Genomic DNA, 18106 nt, shown 5'->3' on the forward strand with positions numbered 1-18106 from the left:
GTTTGTTCTTATTTAGCTGCTTCAATATAAGAAACCGCTTGACCAACTGTTGCAATATTTTCAGCTTGATCGTCTGGTATTTGGATATCGAATTCTTTTTCGAACTCCATTATTAATTCAACAGTATCTAATGAATCTGCTCCTAAGTCGTTTGTGAAGCTAGCTTCTGTTACAACTTCGTTTTCATCAACTCCCAGTTTGTCTACGATAATCGCTTTTACTCTTGATGCAATGTCTGACATAATCTTTTTAATTTTAAGTTTTAATTAGATGGCAAAAATAAAAAACTTTATTTTAAAACACACCTTTAGTTTAAAAATGTGCTTGTAATTTAATAAATAAAGCTGAATATTTTCTTTTTTGCTACTAATTGTTAATAATTATTCTTTTTTTTGTTCGAACAATTTTAACATTATTATCTGTAAATGAAACGTATTGTAATTTTTGCTTCCGGAAGTGGAACTAATGCTGAAAATTTAATTAAGTTTTTTCACAACAGAGAAAATGCTTCTGTTATTCAGGTTCTAACTAACAATCCTCATGCCAAAGTACTGGAGCGTTGCAAAAAACTGAATACAAGCGCTTTATCATTTAACAAAATAGCTTTCACTAAAACCAATGATGTTCTAAACATACTTAAAAACACGCAACCGGACTTAATTGTACTTGCTGGTTTTTTATGGAAATTCCCAGAAAAAATACTCGCACATTTCCCTAATAAAGTGATAAATATACACCCTGCTCTGTTACCAAAATTTGGAGGAAAAGGCATGTACGGTATGCATGTTCACGAAGCGGTTGTTAATAGTAAAGAAAAAGAAACTGGTATCACGATTCATTACGTAAATGAACATTATGATGAAGGAGCAATCCTTTTTCAGGCAAAATGTGAAGTAAAAACGACAGATTCTGCTGAAGATATTGCAAAAAAAATTCATTTATTAGAAATGAAACATTTTCCAGAAGTGGTAGAAAAATTGTTGCTAGATACTAAATAATAAGATTTCTGTTTTCACGGAAACTAAAGATGGCTAAAAAGAAAAAAAAATATTACACGGTTTGGAAAGGGCATCATGTTGGTGTTTTTGAAACATGGAATGATTGTAAAGCGCAAATTAAAGATTATCAAGGTGCACAATACAAATCTTTTGCCACTTTTGATGCTGCAAAAAAGGCATTAAATGGGAATTATAAAGATTATATAGGTTCCAACAAAAAATTTAAAAGCGAACTCACACCAGAACAATTAAAAAAAATAGGTCAACCTAATTATAACTCTATTGCTGTAGATGCTGCTTCCTCTGGGAACCCTGGTATTATGGAATATCGTGGTGTAGAAACAAAATCTAAAAAACAACTTTTCATCCAAGGCCCTTTTGCCGAAGGCACAAATAACATAGGAGAGTTTTTAGCTTTGGTTCACGGATTAAGCTTTTTAAAAAAACACAATAGCAACCTTATTATATATACAGACTCTAGAACAGCCATGAGCTGGGTTCGCAAAAAGCAATGCAACTCTAAGCTAGAACGAAACGATAAAAACAAACCTGTTTTCGATTTAGTAGATCGTGCAATTACATGGCTTAATAAAAACACGTACACCACAACCATTGTAAAATGGGAAACAAAAGCTTGGGGAGAAATACCTGCAGATTTTGGTAGGAAATAATTTATTAAACTCGTTTTAAAATAACGTATATTTGCAAAAAAAATTAACATCGCTTTATGAGCAAATTAGTAATAGTTGGAACTGTAGCCTTTGATGCTATTGAAACCCCTTTTGGTAAAACCGATAAAATTCTTGGAGGCGCAGCAACATATATAGGTTTTTCTGCAGCCAATTTTGACAATGTAGATGCAGTAGCTGTTTCTGTTGTTGGTGGAGATTTCCCTCAAGAATACTTAGACCTTTTAACCGAAAGAAAAGTAAGTATAGAAGGAATAGAAATAGTAAAAGAAGGCAAAACGTTCTTCTGGAGTGGTAAATATCATAACGATATGAACTCTCGTGACACTTTAGTAACAGAGCTTAATGTACTTGAACATTTTACACCTGTTGTTCCTGAAAGCTATAAAGACGCAGATATTGTTATGCTTGGCAACTTACATCCTTTAACCCAACAAAGTGTTTTAAATCAAATGTCTAAAAAACCAAAATTGGCTATTTTAGACACTATGAATTTCTGGATGGATATTGCTATGGATGATTTAAAAGCAGTATTAAAAAATGTAGATGTTATTACTATTAATGATGAAGAAGCTCGCCAATTATCTGGAGAATACTCATTGGTAAATGCTGCAAAAAAGATTCATGAAATGGGTCCTAAATATGTAGTTATTAAAAAAGGAGAACATGGCGCTTTACTTTTTAGTGAAGGGAATATGTTTTATGCACCAGCTTTACCTTTAGCCGAAGTATTTGATCCAACAGGAGCAGGAGATACTTTTGCCGGTGGTTTTGCAGGTTATATTGCTAAAACAGGCAACATCTCTTTTGATAATATGAAGAAGGCAGTCATTTACGGCTCTGCATTAGCGTCCTTTTGTGTTGAAAAATTTGGAACTGAACGCATGCTAACACTAACAGATAAAGAAATCTTCGAACGCTTGCAACAGTTCAAGGATTTGACCCAATTTGATATCGAATTAAAATAAACACAAACGCGCTCTAAAATAGAGCGCGTTTTTTATTTCCGCTAAACAAAAGAAGCACAATTAAAATATTGTAAATTAACTGGTAAAGCGAAAAACAAAATAAAAAACAACAAACACAATACAACAAAATGAGCGATGCTTTAAAACATGAATGTGGAATTGCACACATTAGACTTTTAAAACCATTAGAATATTACAAGAAAAAGTATGGTACCGCATTTTACGGCGTGAATAAAATGTACCTTTTAATGGAAAAGCAGCACAATCGTGGACAAGATGGAGCTGGTTTTGCAAGTATTAAACTAGACACCAAACCAGGAGAACGTTATATTAGTAGAGTTCGCTCTATTGCACAACAACCAATTCAAGATATTTTTGCGCAAATTAATGAGCGCATTAACAAAGAACTAACAGAGCATCCAGAATACCAAAACAATGTTGCTTTACAAAAAAGAAACATTCCTTATATAGGAGAAGTTTTATTGGGTCATGTTCGTTATGGCACCTTTGGAAAAAACAGTGTAGAAAGTGTACACCCTTTCTTAAGACAAAATAACTGGATGCATAGAAACCTAATTCTTGCGGGTAACTTTAACATGACTAATGTTAAAGAGTTATTTAAAAACCTGCTGGACCTTGGGCAACACCCAAAAGAGTATACAGATACCATTACTATAATGGAAAAAATTGGACACTTTTTAGATGATGCTGTTGCAAAAATTTACAAGAAACTCAAAAAAGAAGGTTACAACAAAAACGAATGCTCTCCGTTAATTGCCGAAAGATTAAACGTGGCTAAAATATTAAAAAGAGCAGCTAAAAACTGGGATGGTGGTTATGCCATGGCTGGGCTTTTAGGTCATGGAGATTCTTTTGTACTTCGAGATCCTGCTGGAATAAGACCAACGTATTATTATCAAGATGATGAAGTGGTAGTTGTAGCTTCAGAAAGACCTGTAATACAAACTGTTTTTAATGTAGATTTTGACGACGTTAAAGAACTAGAACCAGGACATGCAATTATTACAAAAAAATCTGGAGAAGTTTCTATTCAAAAAATATTAGAACCTTTAGAAAGAAAAGCCTGTTCTTTTGAACGTATTTATTTTTCTAGAGGAAGTGACGCTGAAATTTATCAAGAACGCAAAGAGCTAGGCAAATTATTAATGCCTAAAGTTTTAGAAGCAATTAATAACGATACTGAAAACTCTGTGTTTTCCTATATCCCCAATACCGCAGAAACTTCCTTCTTTGGAATGATTGAAGCTGTTGAAGAACATCTTAATAAAAAGAAAACACAAGCTATTTTAGATGGCGATGGTAAACTCTCCAAAGAACGTGTTATTGAAATTTTATCGGAAAGAACCAGAATTGAAAAAATAGCTATTAAAGATGTGAAGCTAAGAACTTTTATTACAGAAGATAGTAGTAGAGATGATTTAGTTGCTCATGTATACGACGTCACTTATGGGGTAATAAAACCAACAGATAATTTAGTGATCATAGATGATAGTATTGTAAGAGGTACCACCTTAAAAAAGAGTATCATTAAAATGATGGATAGACTACATCCTAAAAAAATAGTTGTTGTCTCTTCTGCTCCTCAAATACGTTTTCCAGATTGCTACGGTATTGACATGGCTAATCTAGAAGGACTAATTGCTTTTAGAGCAATGTTAGCTTTGTTAAAAGAAAACAACAAATATCATTTAATTGAGGAAGTATATAAGAAATGTAAAAAACAAGTAGACTTAAATGATTCTGATGTAAAAAACTTTGTTAAAGAATTATACGACCCTTTTACAGACGATGAAATTTCAAATAAAATTTCGGAACTCTTAAGCGATGAAACAGTAAATGCTGAGGTAAAAATATTATTTCAACCTGTTGCTAATTTACATAAAGCCTGTCCTAAAAATTTAGGAGATTGGTATTTTACAGGAAACTATCCAACAGTTGGAGGAAATAGGGTAGTAAATAGAGCTTTTATTAATTTTTATGAAGGAAACAAAGAACGTGCTTATTAATTTGTTTTTTACGGTTTATCCGTATCTACCTTGTTTTGAAACACTTAATCCAAAAAAAAAGCTTTTCATCTAAAAGATTTTATAAATTCCAATAAATAAAAGTACATTAGTTGTACCATAACATAAGTAGGTTAAGTTCATGGTAGATTTGGGGCAAAAAAGGTGAACTCTCGTTCACCTTTTTTTTATTTAATAACATTTCTTTCATATTTCTCTCTAAAACAGACACTTTACCCCTTTAGACTAATATATTAGTCGTTTGTCTAATAATTTTCGCATTTACATCCAAGCACACTTATATTTGCTAGACCATAACATAAGTAGGTTAAGTTTATGGTAGATTTGGGGCAAAAAAGGTGAACTCTCGTTCACCTTTTTTCATTTTATAACCTCAAAAAAAATAAAGTTATATAAAATATTCAAAATACTTTTACGTTATTTGTATATCTCCATAACATAAGTAGGTTAAGTTTATGGTAGATTTGGGACGAAAAAAGGTGAACGCAAGTTCACCTTTTTTTATTTACACCTACTAAAATAATAATAGGTTTTGTTTTTGTATTAAAGCTTATTTAGCTTCGGCATAACGTCTTTCTACTTCGTTCCAGTTAATTACATTAAAGAAAGCTTCAATATAATCTGGTCTTCTGTTTTGGTAATTTAAATAGTAAGCATGTTCCCAAACATCTAATCCTAAAATTGGTGTTCCTTCACAAGTAACTCCTGGCATCAATGGATTATCTTGATTTGGTGTAGAACAAACCTCTACTTTCCCTCCTTTATGCACACATAACCAAGCCCAACCAGAACCAAACTGTGTAGCTGCAGCTTTACTAAAAGCATCTTTAAAAGCATCAACAGATCCATAAGCTGCTTCAATAGCATCTTTTAAATCTCCAGACAAACGCCCTTTTCCTTCTGGATTCATTACTTCCCAAAATAAAGAATGGTTATAAAAACCACCTCCATTATTTCTAACTGCACCATTATTCATATCTAGATTACCAAGAATATCTTCAATAGATTTTCCTTCTAAATCGGTACCTTCAATAGCAGCATTTAATTTTGTTGTATAACCGTTATGATGTTTTGTGTGGTGAATCTCCATTGTGCGTGCATCAATGTTTGGTTCTAAAGCATCATAAGCATATTTTAATTTCGGTAATTCGAAAGCCATAATATTTCTTTTTTTAAGTTAATATTTAATTTCTTTCAAATTTACGCATAAATGCTTTCAATTAAAAATAATAAATCGTTATGAAATCATTGATAGTTTTTATCTTGTCTAAAATTTAACGCATGACAAACCAACATCCTTTTACTATTTATAATGCATCTGCAGGAAGTGGCAAAACATTCACGCTAGTAAAAGAGTATTTAAAGATTTTATTGCAATCTAGTAATACCCAACAATACAAGCACATTTTAGCGATTACATTTACCAATAAAGCAGTTGGTGAAATGAAAGAACGTATTATAGAAATGCTTACTGCGTTTTCTTTAGAAGAAAGTATAGAAAACCCAAATAGCATGTTTACTGTACTTAGTGAAGAACTTGAAATGAAGCCTGAGAAACTTCAAAAAAAATCTAAAAAAATATTAAACAGTATTATCTATAATTATGCAGCTTTTGATGTTTCTACCATTGATGGCTTTACACATAAAATCATAAGAACTTTTGCACACGATTTAAAACTACCTTTAAATTTTGAAGTCGAACTAGATCAAGATTCGCTTTTACAAGAAGCTGTAGATAGTTTGATTGCAAAAGCAGGAACCAATAGAGAACTTACTAAAGTTTTAGTGGATTTTGCTATTGAAAAAGCAGATGAAGATAAAAGTTGGGACATTACTTTCGATTTAAATAAGATTGCTAAACTGCTAGTTAAAGAAAGTGATGTTCCACATATTGAAAAACTGAAAGACAAATCGCTTGAGGATTTTAAAACACTTAAAATACAAATAAAAAAAGACCTTAAAAATCTTGAAGATCAAATTGTAGAAATTTCAAAAAATCTATTACAACTTATTAGTGAAGCTGGTTTACAGTTTAATGATTTTTCAAGTAGTTATTTACCAAAACATTTTGAGAAACTAGCAAATAAAAACTTTACTGTAAAATTTGATCCTAAATGGCAAATTACCTTAATTAACAACGAAACACTATACCCTAAAAGACTCACTCCAGATCTTGGTGCTGTTATAGATGGTTTGCAACCGCAATTAATTAAGGCGTTTCTAGATACCAAAAAATTAGTTTTTCAATATAGATTCTTAAAAGCCTTTTACAGAAACATAACACCTTTATCGGTTTTAACTGCCATAAACAAAGAGCTTACAAACATAAAAATAGACCAAAACAAATTATTGATTTCCGAGTTTAATACCTTAATTCAAAAAGAAATTAAAGACCAACCCACTCCCTTTATTTATGAACGTTTAGGCGAAAAATTTAGACACTATTTTATAGATGAGTTTCAAGACACTTCTAAATTACAATGGCAAAATTTAATTCCGCTAATAGATAACTCACTTGCCGGCGAAAACCTAAAACAAGAAAACGGAACCGCTATGTTGGTTGGCGATGCCAAACAAGCAATTTATAGATGGCGAGGTGGAGAAGCAGATCAATTTATAGACTTATACTCTAAAAACGTTTATCCTTTTCAAGTAGAACAACATGTAGATAATTTACCAACAAACTATAGAAGCTATCAAGAAATTATTCATTTTAACAATCATTTTTTTCAATATGTAGCTTCAACTGTTTTTAGTAACCAAGATTACAGTAAGCTATATATAGATGGTTCTAAGCAAAAGACCTTTAATGAAAAAGAAGGTTATATTCAATTAGATTTTTTAGACCTAAAAGATGAAGCTAGAGACGAAATCTATCCGCAAAAAGTATTAGAGATTATTAAAACTTGTTTAACAAATGGGTTTACCTATCAAGATATTTGCATTTTAGTACGTAAGAAAAAGGAAGGTGTTGCTATTGCAGAATATTTAAATCAAGCAGATATTCCTATTATGTCCTCGGAAACAATGCTAATTTTTAATAGTCCAGAAGTACAATTTATAGATAATATGTTAACCCTCTTGGTACAATCTGAAAACGAAGAGATCAAGATTAACATGTTAAATTATCTTACTGAAAAATTTAATATTAAAGACAAGCATGCTTTTTTTAGCAAACACACAAAACAGTCTCTTTTTCAAACCTTTACCAGTTTTGAAGATTACAACATCTACCTAACTCCTAAGCAATTATTACAATTACCATTATATGAATTAGCAGAAACCATTGTTAGAAATTTTAACCTTGTAGAAACATCTAACGCATATGTTCAATATTATTTAGACTTTATACTAGAGTATGCGCAAAAACAAGGGTCTAGTCTTTCTGGTTTTTTAGAGCATGTAGCCAACAAAAAAGAAAAATTAAGTATTGTTTCTCCTCAAGGACAAAATGCAGTGCAAATAATGACCATTCATAAATCTAAAGGTCTAGAATTTCCTGTAGTTATTTTTCCATATGCAGATGTAAATATTTATAAAGAAATAGAACCAAAAGAATGGTTCCCATTACAAGCAGAAAATTTTAATGGCTTTTCCAACACCTTATTAAATTACAATAAAGAATTTGAAAACTATGGTGAAGTTGGCCTAGAAATTCATAACAAACACCAATCCGAATTGGAGTTAGATAATATAAACCTGTTATACGTAGCACTAACCAGACCAAAAGAACAACTTTATATTATTACAAAAAAAGAGACAACTCCTAAAAAAGAAGCAAAACCAAGAACCTTTTCTGCCTTGTTTTTAGAATATCTAAAACAAGCACAAAAATATAACGACAATGAAAGCATGTACACTTTTGGTACTGCTAAAAAAGTTTCAAAAAGGGAAACTTCCCCTAAAGAAATTATAGAACAAAAAGAATTTATAACTACAACCAAAGAAAGTCATAATATAAAAATTGTAACAAACTCTGGTTATTTATGGAATACCAATCAAGAAAAAGCCATTGAAAAAGGAAACCTTATTCATAACATTATGGCGCATATTAAAACAAAAGAGGATATTACATTTGCAATCTCGCATTTTCTAGACAAAGCTATTATTAACCAAGAGCAAGCAAAAGAATTACAAAAAACCATATTACAAATAGTTAACCACAAAGATTTAAAAAACTATTTCACAGATGGTTACACGATATTTAATGAAAGAGACATTATATCTAAACATGAAATTATAAGACCAGACAGATTGGTTATAAACCAGAATAATCAAGCAACTATTATAGATTACAAAACAGGAGCAATAGACAAAAAGCACCAATTACAATTAGAAAATTACCAAAGTATTATTGAGCAAATGTCTTACAAAGTGATAAATAAAATTTTAATATACATTAACGATGACATTCATGTAGTTACTTTTTAATAATGGCGTTACGCTTTTTCGTTAAAGACTTCAAAACCGTCGTGTCATCCACTATATCTTTTTTATAATTTCCTATAAAATATTATACTAAAAGAAGCCTTTCATCTAAATATAAACTCTAATCTTAAAACCAATATAAAAAAGGATGCCGTTTCTACCACTAACGCAAAAAACATCCTAAATTTGTAAAAAACAAAAATCATGTACGGAAATATTCAACAACAACTACAACAAGAAATTCAAGACATAAAAGATAATGGTCTTTATAAAGAAGAACGCATTATCACCTCTCCTCAAGGAGCAGAAATAACATTAAACACAGGAGAAACCGTTTTAAACTTTTGTGCAAACAACTACTTAGGGCTTTCTTCACATCCAGAAGTAATTCAAGCTGCAAAAGACGTTATGGATACCCATGGTTTTGGTATGTCTTCGGTACGCTTTATTTGCGGCACACAAGACATACACAAGGAGTTAGAACAAAAAATTGCAGATTTTTATGGCACAGAAGACACCATTTTATACGCTGCAGCATTTGATGCAAATGGTGGTGTTTTTGAACCTTTATTAGGTAAAGAGGACGCTATTATTTCAGACGCTTTAAATCACGCATCGATAATAGATGGAGTACGTTTATGTAAAGCTGCTAGATATCGTTATGCAAATAATGACATGGCAGATTTAGAAAAACAATTAATAGAAGCGAATACAAATGGAGCAAGAAATAAAATCATTGTAACAGATGGTGTTTTCTCTATGGATGGCTTAGTAGCTCCATTAGATGAAATTTGTGACTTAGCAGATAAATATGATGCAATGGTAATGATTGACGAATGTCATGCAACAGGATTTATTGGGCCAAAGGGAATTGGTACATTAGAAGAAAAAGGTGTTTTAGGTAGAATAGACATTATAACAGGTACCTTAGGAAAAGCTTTAGGAGGAGCTATGGGAGGATATACTACAGCAAAAAAAGAAATTATTGAAATCTTACGTCAACGCTCTAGACCATATTTATTTTCAAATTCTTTAGCCCCAGCAATTGTTGGTGCATCTATTAAAGTTTTTGATATGCTAAAAAATGACACCACACTTAGAGACAAATTAGAATGGAATACCAATTACTTCAAAAAAGGGATGAAAGAAGCAGGTTTTGACATTGTTGAAGGAGATTCTGCTATTGTTCCAGTAATGTTATACGATGCAAAACTTGCTCAAACAATGGCAAATATGTTATTAAAAGAAGGTATTTATGTTATTGGTTTCTTTTTTCCAGTCGTTCCAAAAGAAAAAGCAAGAATAAGAGTACAACTTTCTGCAGCACATGAAAAAGCGCATTTAGATAAGGCTATAACTAGCTTCATTAATGTTGGGAAAACATTAGAAATTATTTAAATTGATTACAAACAGATATTTTTAAACGTTTTTTTTAATATTTTTTTATATTTGTCTTTGTTAATAATATTTAACAACTTACTTTTGCTTATCAATTAACACTTAAAAATTAAATTTTTGAATATGAAAAATCTTAGCAGATTATTGTTCGCTATGTTGCTTGTATTAGGTTTTAGCAACACGTATGCACAAGATGAAAACAATCCTTGGGCAATTAGTTTCGGGGTAAACGCAGTTGATCTTTATCCAGTAGGAGAAGATTCTCCTCAAGGTGACTACTTCGATGAATACTTTAATGTAGATGATCACTGGAACATCCTTCCTTCATTATCTACCATTTCAGTTTCTAAATACCTTAACAATGGGTTTTCACTTGGAGTAACAGGATCGATCAACAAAATCGAAAAAATTGGTGAAACAGTTGGAGTACCTAGCGTAACTGTTAGTGAAATGTCTTATTATGGTCTTGATGCAGCTGTTAGATATAGCTTTGCAGACTTATTAAACTGTACAACTATTGAGCCTTATTTAGGTGTTGGTGGTGGTTACACTTGGATTGATGAAATCGGAGCTGGAACTTTAAATGGTTCTTTAGGATTAAACTTCTGGATTACAGAAAACATTGGTTTCAACTTACAATCTACGTATAAACATTCTTTCGAAGATTACTTATCTAAACATTTCCAACATTCAGCAGGTTTAACTGTTAAGTTTGGTGGAAAAGATACAGATGGTGACGGTGTATATGATAAAGATGATGCTTGTCCAGAAGTACCTGGTTTAGAAGCATTCAACGGTTGTCCAGATGCTGATGGTGATGGAATCGAAGATTCTAAAGATTCTTGTCCTAATGAAGCTGGTTTAGCTGAATTTAATGGATGTCCTGATAGCGATGGTGACGGTGTAGCAGATAAAGACGATAAATGTCCTACAGTTCCTGGATTAAAAGCTTTAGCTGGTTGTCCAGATGCAGATGCTGATGGTGTTGCTGATGGAGATGATAAATGTCCTAACGAAGTTGGTCCTGCTGCTAACAATGGATGCCCATGGGCAGACACTGATGGTGACGGTATCTTAGACAAAGATGATAAATGTCCTAACGAAGTTGGTGTTGCTGCAAACAATGGTTGTCCAGAAGTTGTTGCTGCTCCTACTGCAGAAGTAATGGCTACATTAAACAACTATGCTAGAACAATCTTATTTGATAGTGCTAAGTCTTCTTTCAAACAAGAAACATTCCCAGTATTACAAGCAATTACTGCTATCTTAAAAGAATATCCAGAATCTAACTTTACATTAGAAGGACATACGGATAGTGATGGTTCTAAATCTTCTAACCAATTATTATCGGAAAGAAGAGCTAACGCTGTAAGAGATTATTTAATTTCTAATGGAGTAAGCGCTCAAAGATTAGTTGCTGCTGGATTTGGTGAAGATTACCCAATCGATAGTAACTCTACAAGAGCTGGTAAGAAAAATAACAGACGTGTTGAAGTAAAACTTAGAAAATAAGTATTACCAAACAATCTAAATATTTAATAAAAACGCTTCGATATATCGAAGCGTTTTTTATTTTTATAGAATGACAACATTCATTCTAGATGTATTAAAAGATTTACAAAAAAGAAATAAAGATTTATCTACACTAATCTTTATATTACCCAGTAAACGGGCTGGTATTTTTTTAAAACATCAAATTGCTCAAATAGTTAATCATACTATTCTATCTCCTAAAATTATTAGTATAGAAGAATTTGTAGAAGACTTATCGCAATTAAAAAAAACTTCAAACACTGAACTTCTATTTGTTTTCTATAAAGTCTATTTAGAATTAACTAAAAAAGAAGATCAAGAAGGTTTTGATTCCTTTTCAAAATGGGCTCAAATACTACTTCAAGATTTTAATGAAATAGATAGATACCTTATTTCTCAAGACAAAATATTTAATTATTTAAGCGCTATACAAGATTTAAAACATTGGTCTTTAGAAGAACCTAAATCTGATTTTATAAAAAAATATTTATCCTTTTGGAGTAAATTAAATCAATACTACACAAAATTTTCAGAAACGCTTTTACAAAACAAAACAGGTTATCAAGGTTTAATCTACAGAGAAGCCGTTGAGAATTTAGAAACATACATACAAAGTAATTCTAAAAATCAACATGTTTTTTTAGGGTTTAATGCATTAAATAAAGCCGAAGAAAATATTATTCAAGAATTACTTGAAAATGAAATGGGAGAAATTTTTTGGGATATTGATCAAAAGTTTTTTGATAATAAATATCATGATGCTGGCTTATTTACAAGACAACATCACAAAAACTGGAAATACTTTTCTACAAACCCGTTTAATTGGAAAACGAATAATTATAAAAAAGAAAAAAAAATAGAGGTTTTTGGAGTCCCTAAAAACATTGGACAAGCAAAATATATTGGTACACTTTTAAAAAAAATAAAAAAAAATAATGCAAGCTTACAACAAACAGCAGTTGTTCTAGCAGACGAAAACCTACTCACACCAACATTAAATGCTCTTCCATCATCAATAGATGCATTAAATATTACAATGGGGTTTCCCTTACAATCCATTCCCTTAGCATCCTTGTTTGAACAAATTTTTCAAATACACAAAAAAGGAGGCGATACATTTTATTACAAAGATGTAATAGCTATTCTTTCTCACCAGTACATTAGGCCTTTACTTAATAATAATAATGTAGATATAGCATCAAAAATAACAAAAACGATACTTAACAATAACTTAGTTTACATCACTATAGATCGCTTAAAAGAGTTAGCCGTAAATTCTTCAAAAGTGCTAGACTTATTATTTGTGGTAAAAGACAACAATGTAGAAAACATTCTTAAAAACTGTAATACACTAATTTTATGCATTAAAGAAGATTTGGACTTAAATAAATCTTTAAACAAACTCTCTTTAGAATACTTATTTCGCTTTAATGAGCTATTTAATGAACTTTCTAACCTAAATAAAAGCTACAGCTATATTAAAGATTTAAATACGCTTCATGGTATTTATAAAGAATTATTAAGCGCAGCTACTTTAGATTTTCAAGGAGAACCTTTACAAGGCTTACAAGTTATGGGAATGCTGGAGTCTCGTGTACTAGATTTTGAAACCGTAATCATAGCTTCGGTAAATGAAGGTGTACTTCCGTCAGGAAAAACTAATAATTCATTTATACCTTTTGATGTTAAAATAGAAAACAAACTACCAACATATAAAGAAAAAGATGCTGTTTATACTTATCACTTTTACAGGTTAGTACAACGCGCTAAAAATGTTTACATTTTATACAATACAGAAGCAGATGTTTTAACTGGAGGAGAAAAAAGCAGGTTTATTACGCAGTTAGAATTAGAAGGAGATCATTCTATTAAGCATCAAATAGTAACTCCAAAGGTAGAAGCGTGTTTTACTAAACTAATAGAAATTGAAAAAACGGAAGCAATACAAAACGAGTTAATAGCTGTTGCGAAAAAAGGGTTTTCACCTTCTTCATTAACCAACTATATTAGAAACCCGATAGACTTTTATTATCAAAAAATATTAGGGATAACGCAACAAGAGGACGTAGAAGAAAGTGTTGCCTTTAATACACTTGGGACGGTTGTGCATAATACACTAGAGGATTTATATAAAGAGTTTATTGGTGTTTTTTTAACGGCTGAGAATTTAGAAAAACAAAAACAGAAAATCGCCCAAAAAGTTACCTATCATTTTGAAAAGGAATATAAAGAAGGAGATATTAATACTGGAAAAAACCTTATCATTTTTGAAATTGCAAAACGCTATGTTTTTAATTTTATTAATTTAGAAATAGAAGAAGTAAAACAAGGAAACCAAATTAAAATAATTGCTTTAGAGGCTAACAACAGAACAGCCATTTCTATTTCAGAATTAGATTATACAATACACCTAACCGGTAAAGTAGATCGCGTAGATTCTTACAATGGTATTACCAGGATTATTGATTATAAAACTGGGAAAGTTGCTTCCAATCAAGTAGAGATTTCTAATTGGGAAGACATTACAACAGATTACAAAAAATATAGTAAAAGTTTCCAGGTACTTTTATATGCGTATATGATGAAGCAAGAAAACAAAGTAGCATTTCCTTTAGAAGCAGGTATTATCTCTTTTAAAAACCTAAGCGCTGGTTTTATAAAATTTGGTGTGAAAGAGGGACGAAATAGCGACCAACTTATTACTGAAGAAACCCTCGCTAATTTCGAAATAGAACTCAAAAAAATCATTATAGAAATCTGTAATCCTAAAATTAATTTTATTGAAAAAGAAGTCTAATGCTAATGATTCACAAAAACCTAGTAATACAAAGAGAGCAAAAAAAACCAATACTTTGGGATGCTTTTTATAAAGACAATGCCAACAAAAAACCTTTAGTTATTTTCTGCCATGGTTATAAAGGATTTAAAGATTGGGGAAGCTGGGATTTAGTTGCGCAAGCTTTTAGTGCTGCAGAATTATTTTTTATAAAATTTAATTTCTCGCATAATGGAGGAACAATAGATAACCCAATAGACTTTCCAGATCTGGAGGCTTTTGCAGAAAACAACTACACCAAAGAACTAGAGGATGTTGAAAGTGTATTACAACATATTCTATCTAAAAATAATGCGTTTTTAAATCAAATAGATACAAATAACATTACACTAATTGGACATTCAAGAGGAGGTGGAATTTCAATACTAAAAACTTCTGAGGATATTAGAATAAAAAAACTAATTACTTGGGCAAGTGTTAGTGGTTTTGCAAAAAGAACTGCTACCATTGGCGATCTTGGGCAATGGAAAAAAGATGGTGTTAAATATGTTTTAAACGGTAGAACTAAACAACAAATGCCACATAATTATCAGTTTTACTTAGATTATAAAGCAAATGAAACAAGGCTTAATATTGAATTAGCTGCCAAAAGAATCAAGATTCCATTTTTAATTATTCATGCCGTTGAAGACCCTTCGGTACCATTTAACGAAGCAAAAAATCTAAATCTTTGGAACTCAGAAAGTGAACTTTTTAAAATAGAAAATAGCAATCATGTTTTTAATAGTTCCCATCCATGGACAGAAAGCAAAATGCCAATTTCGTTAAAAAAAATAGTCGATAAGAGTATTTCTTTTATTAAAAAAAATTAAGCGATTTTTAAAACAGCAGTATGACAACTAGAAGCGATTTTTGCTAATAAAACGTCTTTATTAACTGGTTTGGTTAAATAATCATTCATCCCCAAATCCAGAACTCTTTGCTTGGTTTCTTGCATTGCATCTGCAGTAACTGCTATTATTGGTATTTTTGTAATCGCTTCATTAAAGATGCCACTTCTAATAATTTCTGTTGCTTCATAACCATCCATTACCGGCATTTGTAAATCCATTAAAACGACATTAAAGGTCTCTGTTTTTAAAGCATCTAAAGCCTCTTGACCATTATTTACCATAGTATAAGTAACATCCGAAAAACTTTTTAAAAGTTTTCCCATAACCATTTGGTTTAACTTGTTATCTTCAACAACCAATATATGCATTGGCGTATGCAACTGTTTTACTTTTTGTTTTAAAATTTCCTTTTTTAATGCTTTTGGTGCACTTTCTAATTCTAAATCAATAAAAACTTCTGTACCAACCCCTTTTTCACTTTCAATTTTAATACTTCCTTTAAAAAGAGCTACTAAATGTCTAACAATGGTTAACCCTAAGCCAACACCTCCAAACTCTCTTTTATGGTTTAATCGCATTTGATTAAAACTATCGTAAACACTAGATTTCATTTTAGCATCCATTCCTACTCCTGTATCTGAAATATGAATAGAAAAGCGATGTATGTTATTGGGTTGCGCGATACAACTAAGCTTAAAACGAACACTTCCCTTATTGGTGAATTTTACAGCATTACCTAAAACATTATTAATTATTTGAATGAAGCGTTTCGAATCTCCTTTAATACTTTCTGGTAAATTATTATCAATTTTAAATTGATATGCAATACCTTTTTCTTCTGCTTTTATTTTCCAATTATCTACAATTTGTTGAATCGCTTCTGTTGGATTGAATATAGATTCATCTAGCTTTAGCTTATTTTTTTCTATATTTTCAAAATCCAATATGTCATTTATATTACTTAATAAGCTAAAGGAAGCATTTTTAATAATTTCAAAAGGCTTTCTATCTTCATCCTTTAATTCTTTAAGCTCTGTTTCTGCTATTCCCATAATAGCATTAATTGGAGTTCTTAATTCATGGCTCATATTAGACATGAAATATGTTTTTAGTAAACTAACTTCTTCTGCTTTTTGTAGTGCTTCTCTTTGCGATATTTCTTTTTCTACCCGCAAATTTCGTATTAATGTAGTCATGGACATAGATAGAAAAATCACTTCAAATCCAGAACCAAATTTAGCACTGTTTAATGTGTAAAAATTATTAGGAAGTAGACTTAAATTATTCATTACAAAACCTAATAAGCCAATTACTAAAAAGAAAATACCGAAAGTAAAATAGGTGTCAATTTTAATGCGCTTATATCGCATTCTAAAAAGAGTACCAACAATTAAAACTAAACTAAATAGTCCATTTAAATTACTAAGAGGATATGCTAACTCTAATGTTTTAGGGTTTATAAAAAGCATTAAAAACAAAATACCTAACACAATGTAAATGGTATTAAATACTTTGTGTGTTTTATTAAATACTTCTCTTACTTTTAAAAAATGCTCACAATATTTTAAAAGAAAAAAGTTTGATAATAGTGCTGTAATTAAAACAGCTCTACTATTAAAGAAACCTCCTTCTGGAAGGATATATTGATGTATAAAACCATCTAGAGCAGCTTGCATTAATCCTATTGAAAAAACATAAAAACCATAATACAAAAAAGTTTTTTCTTTTATTCCTGTGTAAAAGAATAAATAGATTGTTCCTGCTAAAAATAGTAAACCATAAAAAATACCTAAAAACAATTGTTGCTTATAATTTACCATCCAAAAAGTAGACTCACTATATAGGTTCAATGGAATATTAATAGTTTCCCCGTCACTTTTTAGGTGAATATAAAACTGTTGTGTTGATCTACTTGGAAGGGTTAGCTTAAAAAAGGTGGAACGATGTTGTACTTGTCGTTCATTAAAAGAAATTTGATCACCACTTTTAAAAGCACTAATATCTCCTGCTTTATTTATTTGATATAATGTAGCAACATCTGTTATTGGTCTTGCCGTTTCTAGATAATAAGTCTTTTCGTTTTTAGTAGTGTTTTCAAGTTTAAATTTCACCCAGTAATCACTAGATGTAAAACCTACACTATGGTTATCAGAAGATAGTGATTGGTATTTTAAACTATCATTTTTAATAATAGAATTAATATCTAAATCTTGATTTTCTACAGTAGTAAAAGAAGCAGATTTATATAATTCATTTTCTCCTTTTTCAGGATTAAAAGACTCTTGAGCATGCATTAAATGGCACACAAAAACAGCAAAAAAAAGTAGGTATCTCATAGTTTTGGGGTTATGGGAATATATACGAATGTATTAAAAAAG

12 protein-coding genes are annotated in these 18106 nt (G+C 30.8%); 9 read left to right on the top strand and 3 right to left on the bottom strand.

Going from position 1 to position 18106, the window contains the following annotated elements; all coding sequences use genetic code 11:
- Positions 1-8: 8 nt before the first annotated feature.
- Positions 9-242: an acyl carrier protein gene (locus Q4512_RS02465; RefSeq protein ID WP_013869581.1), complete on the bottom strand. Its 234-nt coding sequence runs from the start codon at positions 240-242 to the stop codon at positions 9-11.
- 183 nt (positions 243-425) lie between these two features.
- Here Q4512_RS02465 and Q4512_RS02470 point away from each other — a divergent pair, with 183 nt between their 5' ends.
- From Q4512_RS02470 to Q4512_RS02485, 4 genes are all read left to right on the top strand, one after another.
- Entirely contained in the window at positions 426-998 is a 573-nt protein-coding gene (locus Q4512_RS02470; protein WP_303421277.1) for a phosphoribosylglycinamide formyltransferase, read from the top strand.
- A gap of 29 nt (positions 999-1027) precedes the next feature.
- Positions 1028-1669 (top strand): ribonuclease H family protein, encoded by a 642-nt coding sequence (locus Q4512_RS02475; protein WP_303421279.1) that lies wholly within the window; start codon positions 1028-1030, stop codon positions 1667-1669.
- A gap of 56 nt (positions 1670-1725) precedes the next feature.
- The gene (locus tag Q4512_RS02480; RefSeq protein ID WP_303421281.1) at positions 1726-2655 is read left to right on the top strand and encodes a PfkB family carbohydrate kinase; all 930 of its coding nucleotides are present in this window, start codon (positions 1726-1728) and stop codon (positions 2653-2655) included.
- Between the two features lie 128 nt (positions 2656-2783).
- Positions 2784-4682: an amidophosphoribosyltransferase gene (locus tag Q4512_RS02485; RefSeq protein ID WP_303421283.1), complete on the top strand. Its 1899-nt coding sequence runs from the start codon at positions 2784-2786 to the stop codon at positions 4680-4682.
- 568 nt (positions 4683-5250) lie between these two features.
- On the opposite strand, the gene Q4512_RS02490 is transcribed toward Q4512_RS02485, so the two are convergent.
- Positions 5251-5859: a superoxide dismutase gene (locus Q4512_RS02490; RefSeq protein WP_303421285.1), complete on the bottom strand. Its 609-nt coding sequence runs from the start codon at positions 5857-5859 to the stop codon at positions 5251-5253.
- 122 nt (positions 5860-5981) lie between these two features.
- Here Q4512_RS02490 and Q4512_RS02495 point away from each other — a divergent pair, with 122 nt between their 5' ends.
- From Q4512_RS02495 to Q4512_RS02515, 5 genes are all read left to right on the top strand, one after another.
- On the top strand, positions 5982-9131 hold the full coding sequence (locus tag Q4512_RS02495) for an exodeoxyribonuclease V subunit beta (RefSeq protein ID WP_303421286.1): 3150 nt from the start codon (positions 5982-5984) through the stop codon (positions 9129-9131).
- A gap of 201 nt (positions 9132-9332) precedes the next feature.
- Entirely contained in the window at positions 9333-10526 is a 1194-nt protein-coding gene (gene kbl / locus Q4512_RS02500) for a glycine C-acetyltransferase (protein WP_303421288.1), read from the top strand.
- Between the two features lie 123 nt (positions 10527-10649).
- Positions 10650-12038, top strand: a complete 1389-nt coding sequence (locus tag Q4512_RS02505; RefSeq protein WP_303421289.1) for an OmpA family protein — start codon at positions 10650-10652, stop codon at positions 12036-12038.
- Between the two features lie 70 nt (positions 12039-12108).
- The gene (locus Q4512_RS02510) at positions 12109-14856 is read left to right on the top strand and encodes a PD-(D/E)XK nuclease family protein (protein ID WP_303421291.1); all 2748 of its coding nucleotides are present in this window, start codon (positions 12109-12111) and stop codon (positions 14854-14856) included.
- Positions 14857-14861: 5 nt separating this feature from the next.
- Positions 14862-15707, top strand: coding sequence for a S9 family peptidase (locus Q4512_RS02515; RefSeq protein ID WP_303421292.1), 846 nt, complete (start codon positions 14862-14864; stop codon positions 15705-15707).
- Here Q4512_RS02515 and Q4512_RS02520 read toward each other — a convergent pair.
- The gene (locus Q4512_RS02520; protein WP_303421294.1) at positions 15704-18064 is read right to left on the bottom strand and encodes a hybrid sensor histidine kinase/response regulator; all 2361 of its coding nucleotides are present in this window, start codon (positions 18062-18064) and stop codon (positions 15704-15706) included. The genes Q4512_RS02515 and Q4512_RS02520 overlap by 4 nt on opposite strands.
- Between the last annotated feature and the right edge of the window lie 42 nt (positions 18065-18106).

The organism is Oceanihabitans sp. 2_MG-2023, from assembly GCF_030547245.1.
Taxonomy (GTDB): Bacteria; Bacteroidota; Bacteroidia; order Flavobacteriales; family Flavobacteriaceae; genus Oceanihabitans.

What these genes read in the sequence shown, in the direction of transcription:
- Q4512_RS02465 (WP_013869581.1), bottom strand. Translation starts at nt 242, where the DNA reads ATGTCAGACATTGCATCAAGAGTAAAAGCGATTATCGTAGACAAACTG.
- Q4512_RS02470 (WP_303421277.1), top strand. Translation starts at nt 426, where the DNA reads ATGAAACGTATTGTAATTTTTGCTTCCGGAAGTGGAACTAATGCTGAA.
- Q4512_RS02475 (WP_303421279.1), top strand. Translation starts at nt 1,028, where the DNA reads ATGGCTAAAAAGAAAAAAAAATATTACACGGTTTGGAAAGGGCATCAT.
- Q4512_RS02480 (WP_303421281.1), top strand. Translation starts at nt 1,726, where the DNA reads ATGAGCAAATTAGTAATAGTTGGAACTGTAGCCTTTGATGCTATTGAA.
- Q4512_RS02485 (WP_303421283.1), top strand. Translation starts at nt 2,784, where the DNA reads ATGAGCGATGCTTTAAAACATGAATGTGGAATTGCACACATTAGACTT.
- Q4512_RS02490 (WP_303421285.1), bottom strand. Translation starts at nt 5,859, where the DNA reads ATGGCTTTCGAATTACCGAAATTAAAATATGCTTATGATGCTTTAGAA.
- Q4512_RS02495 (WP_303421286.1), top strand. Translation starts at nt 5,982, where the DNA reads ATGACAAACCAACATCCTTTTACTATTTATAATGCATCTGCAGGAAGT.
- kbl (WP_303421288.1), top strand. Translation starts at nt 9,333, where the DNA reads ATGTACGGAAATATTCAACAACAACTACAACAAGAAATTCAAGACATA.
- Q4512_RS02505 (WP_303421289.1), top strand. Translation starts at nt 10,650, where the DNA reads ATGAAAAATCTTAGCAGATTATTGTTCGCTATGTTGCTTGTATTAGGT.
- Q4512_RS02510 (WP_303421291.1), top strand. Translation starts at nt 12,109, where the DNA reads ATGACAACATTCATTCTAGATGTATTAAAAGATTTACAAAAAAGAAAT.
- Q4512_RS02515 (WP_303421292.1), top strand. Translation starts at nt 14,862, where the DNA reads ATGATTCACAAAAACCTAGTAATACAAAGAGAGCAAAAAAAACCAATA.
- Q4512_RS02520 (WP_303421294.1), bottom strand. Translation starts at nt 18,064, where the DNA reads ATGAGATACCTACTTTTTTTTGCTGTTTTTGTGTGCCATTTAATGCAT.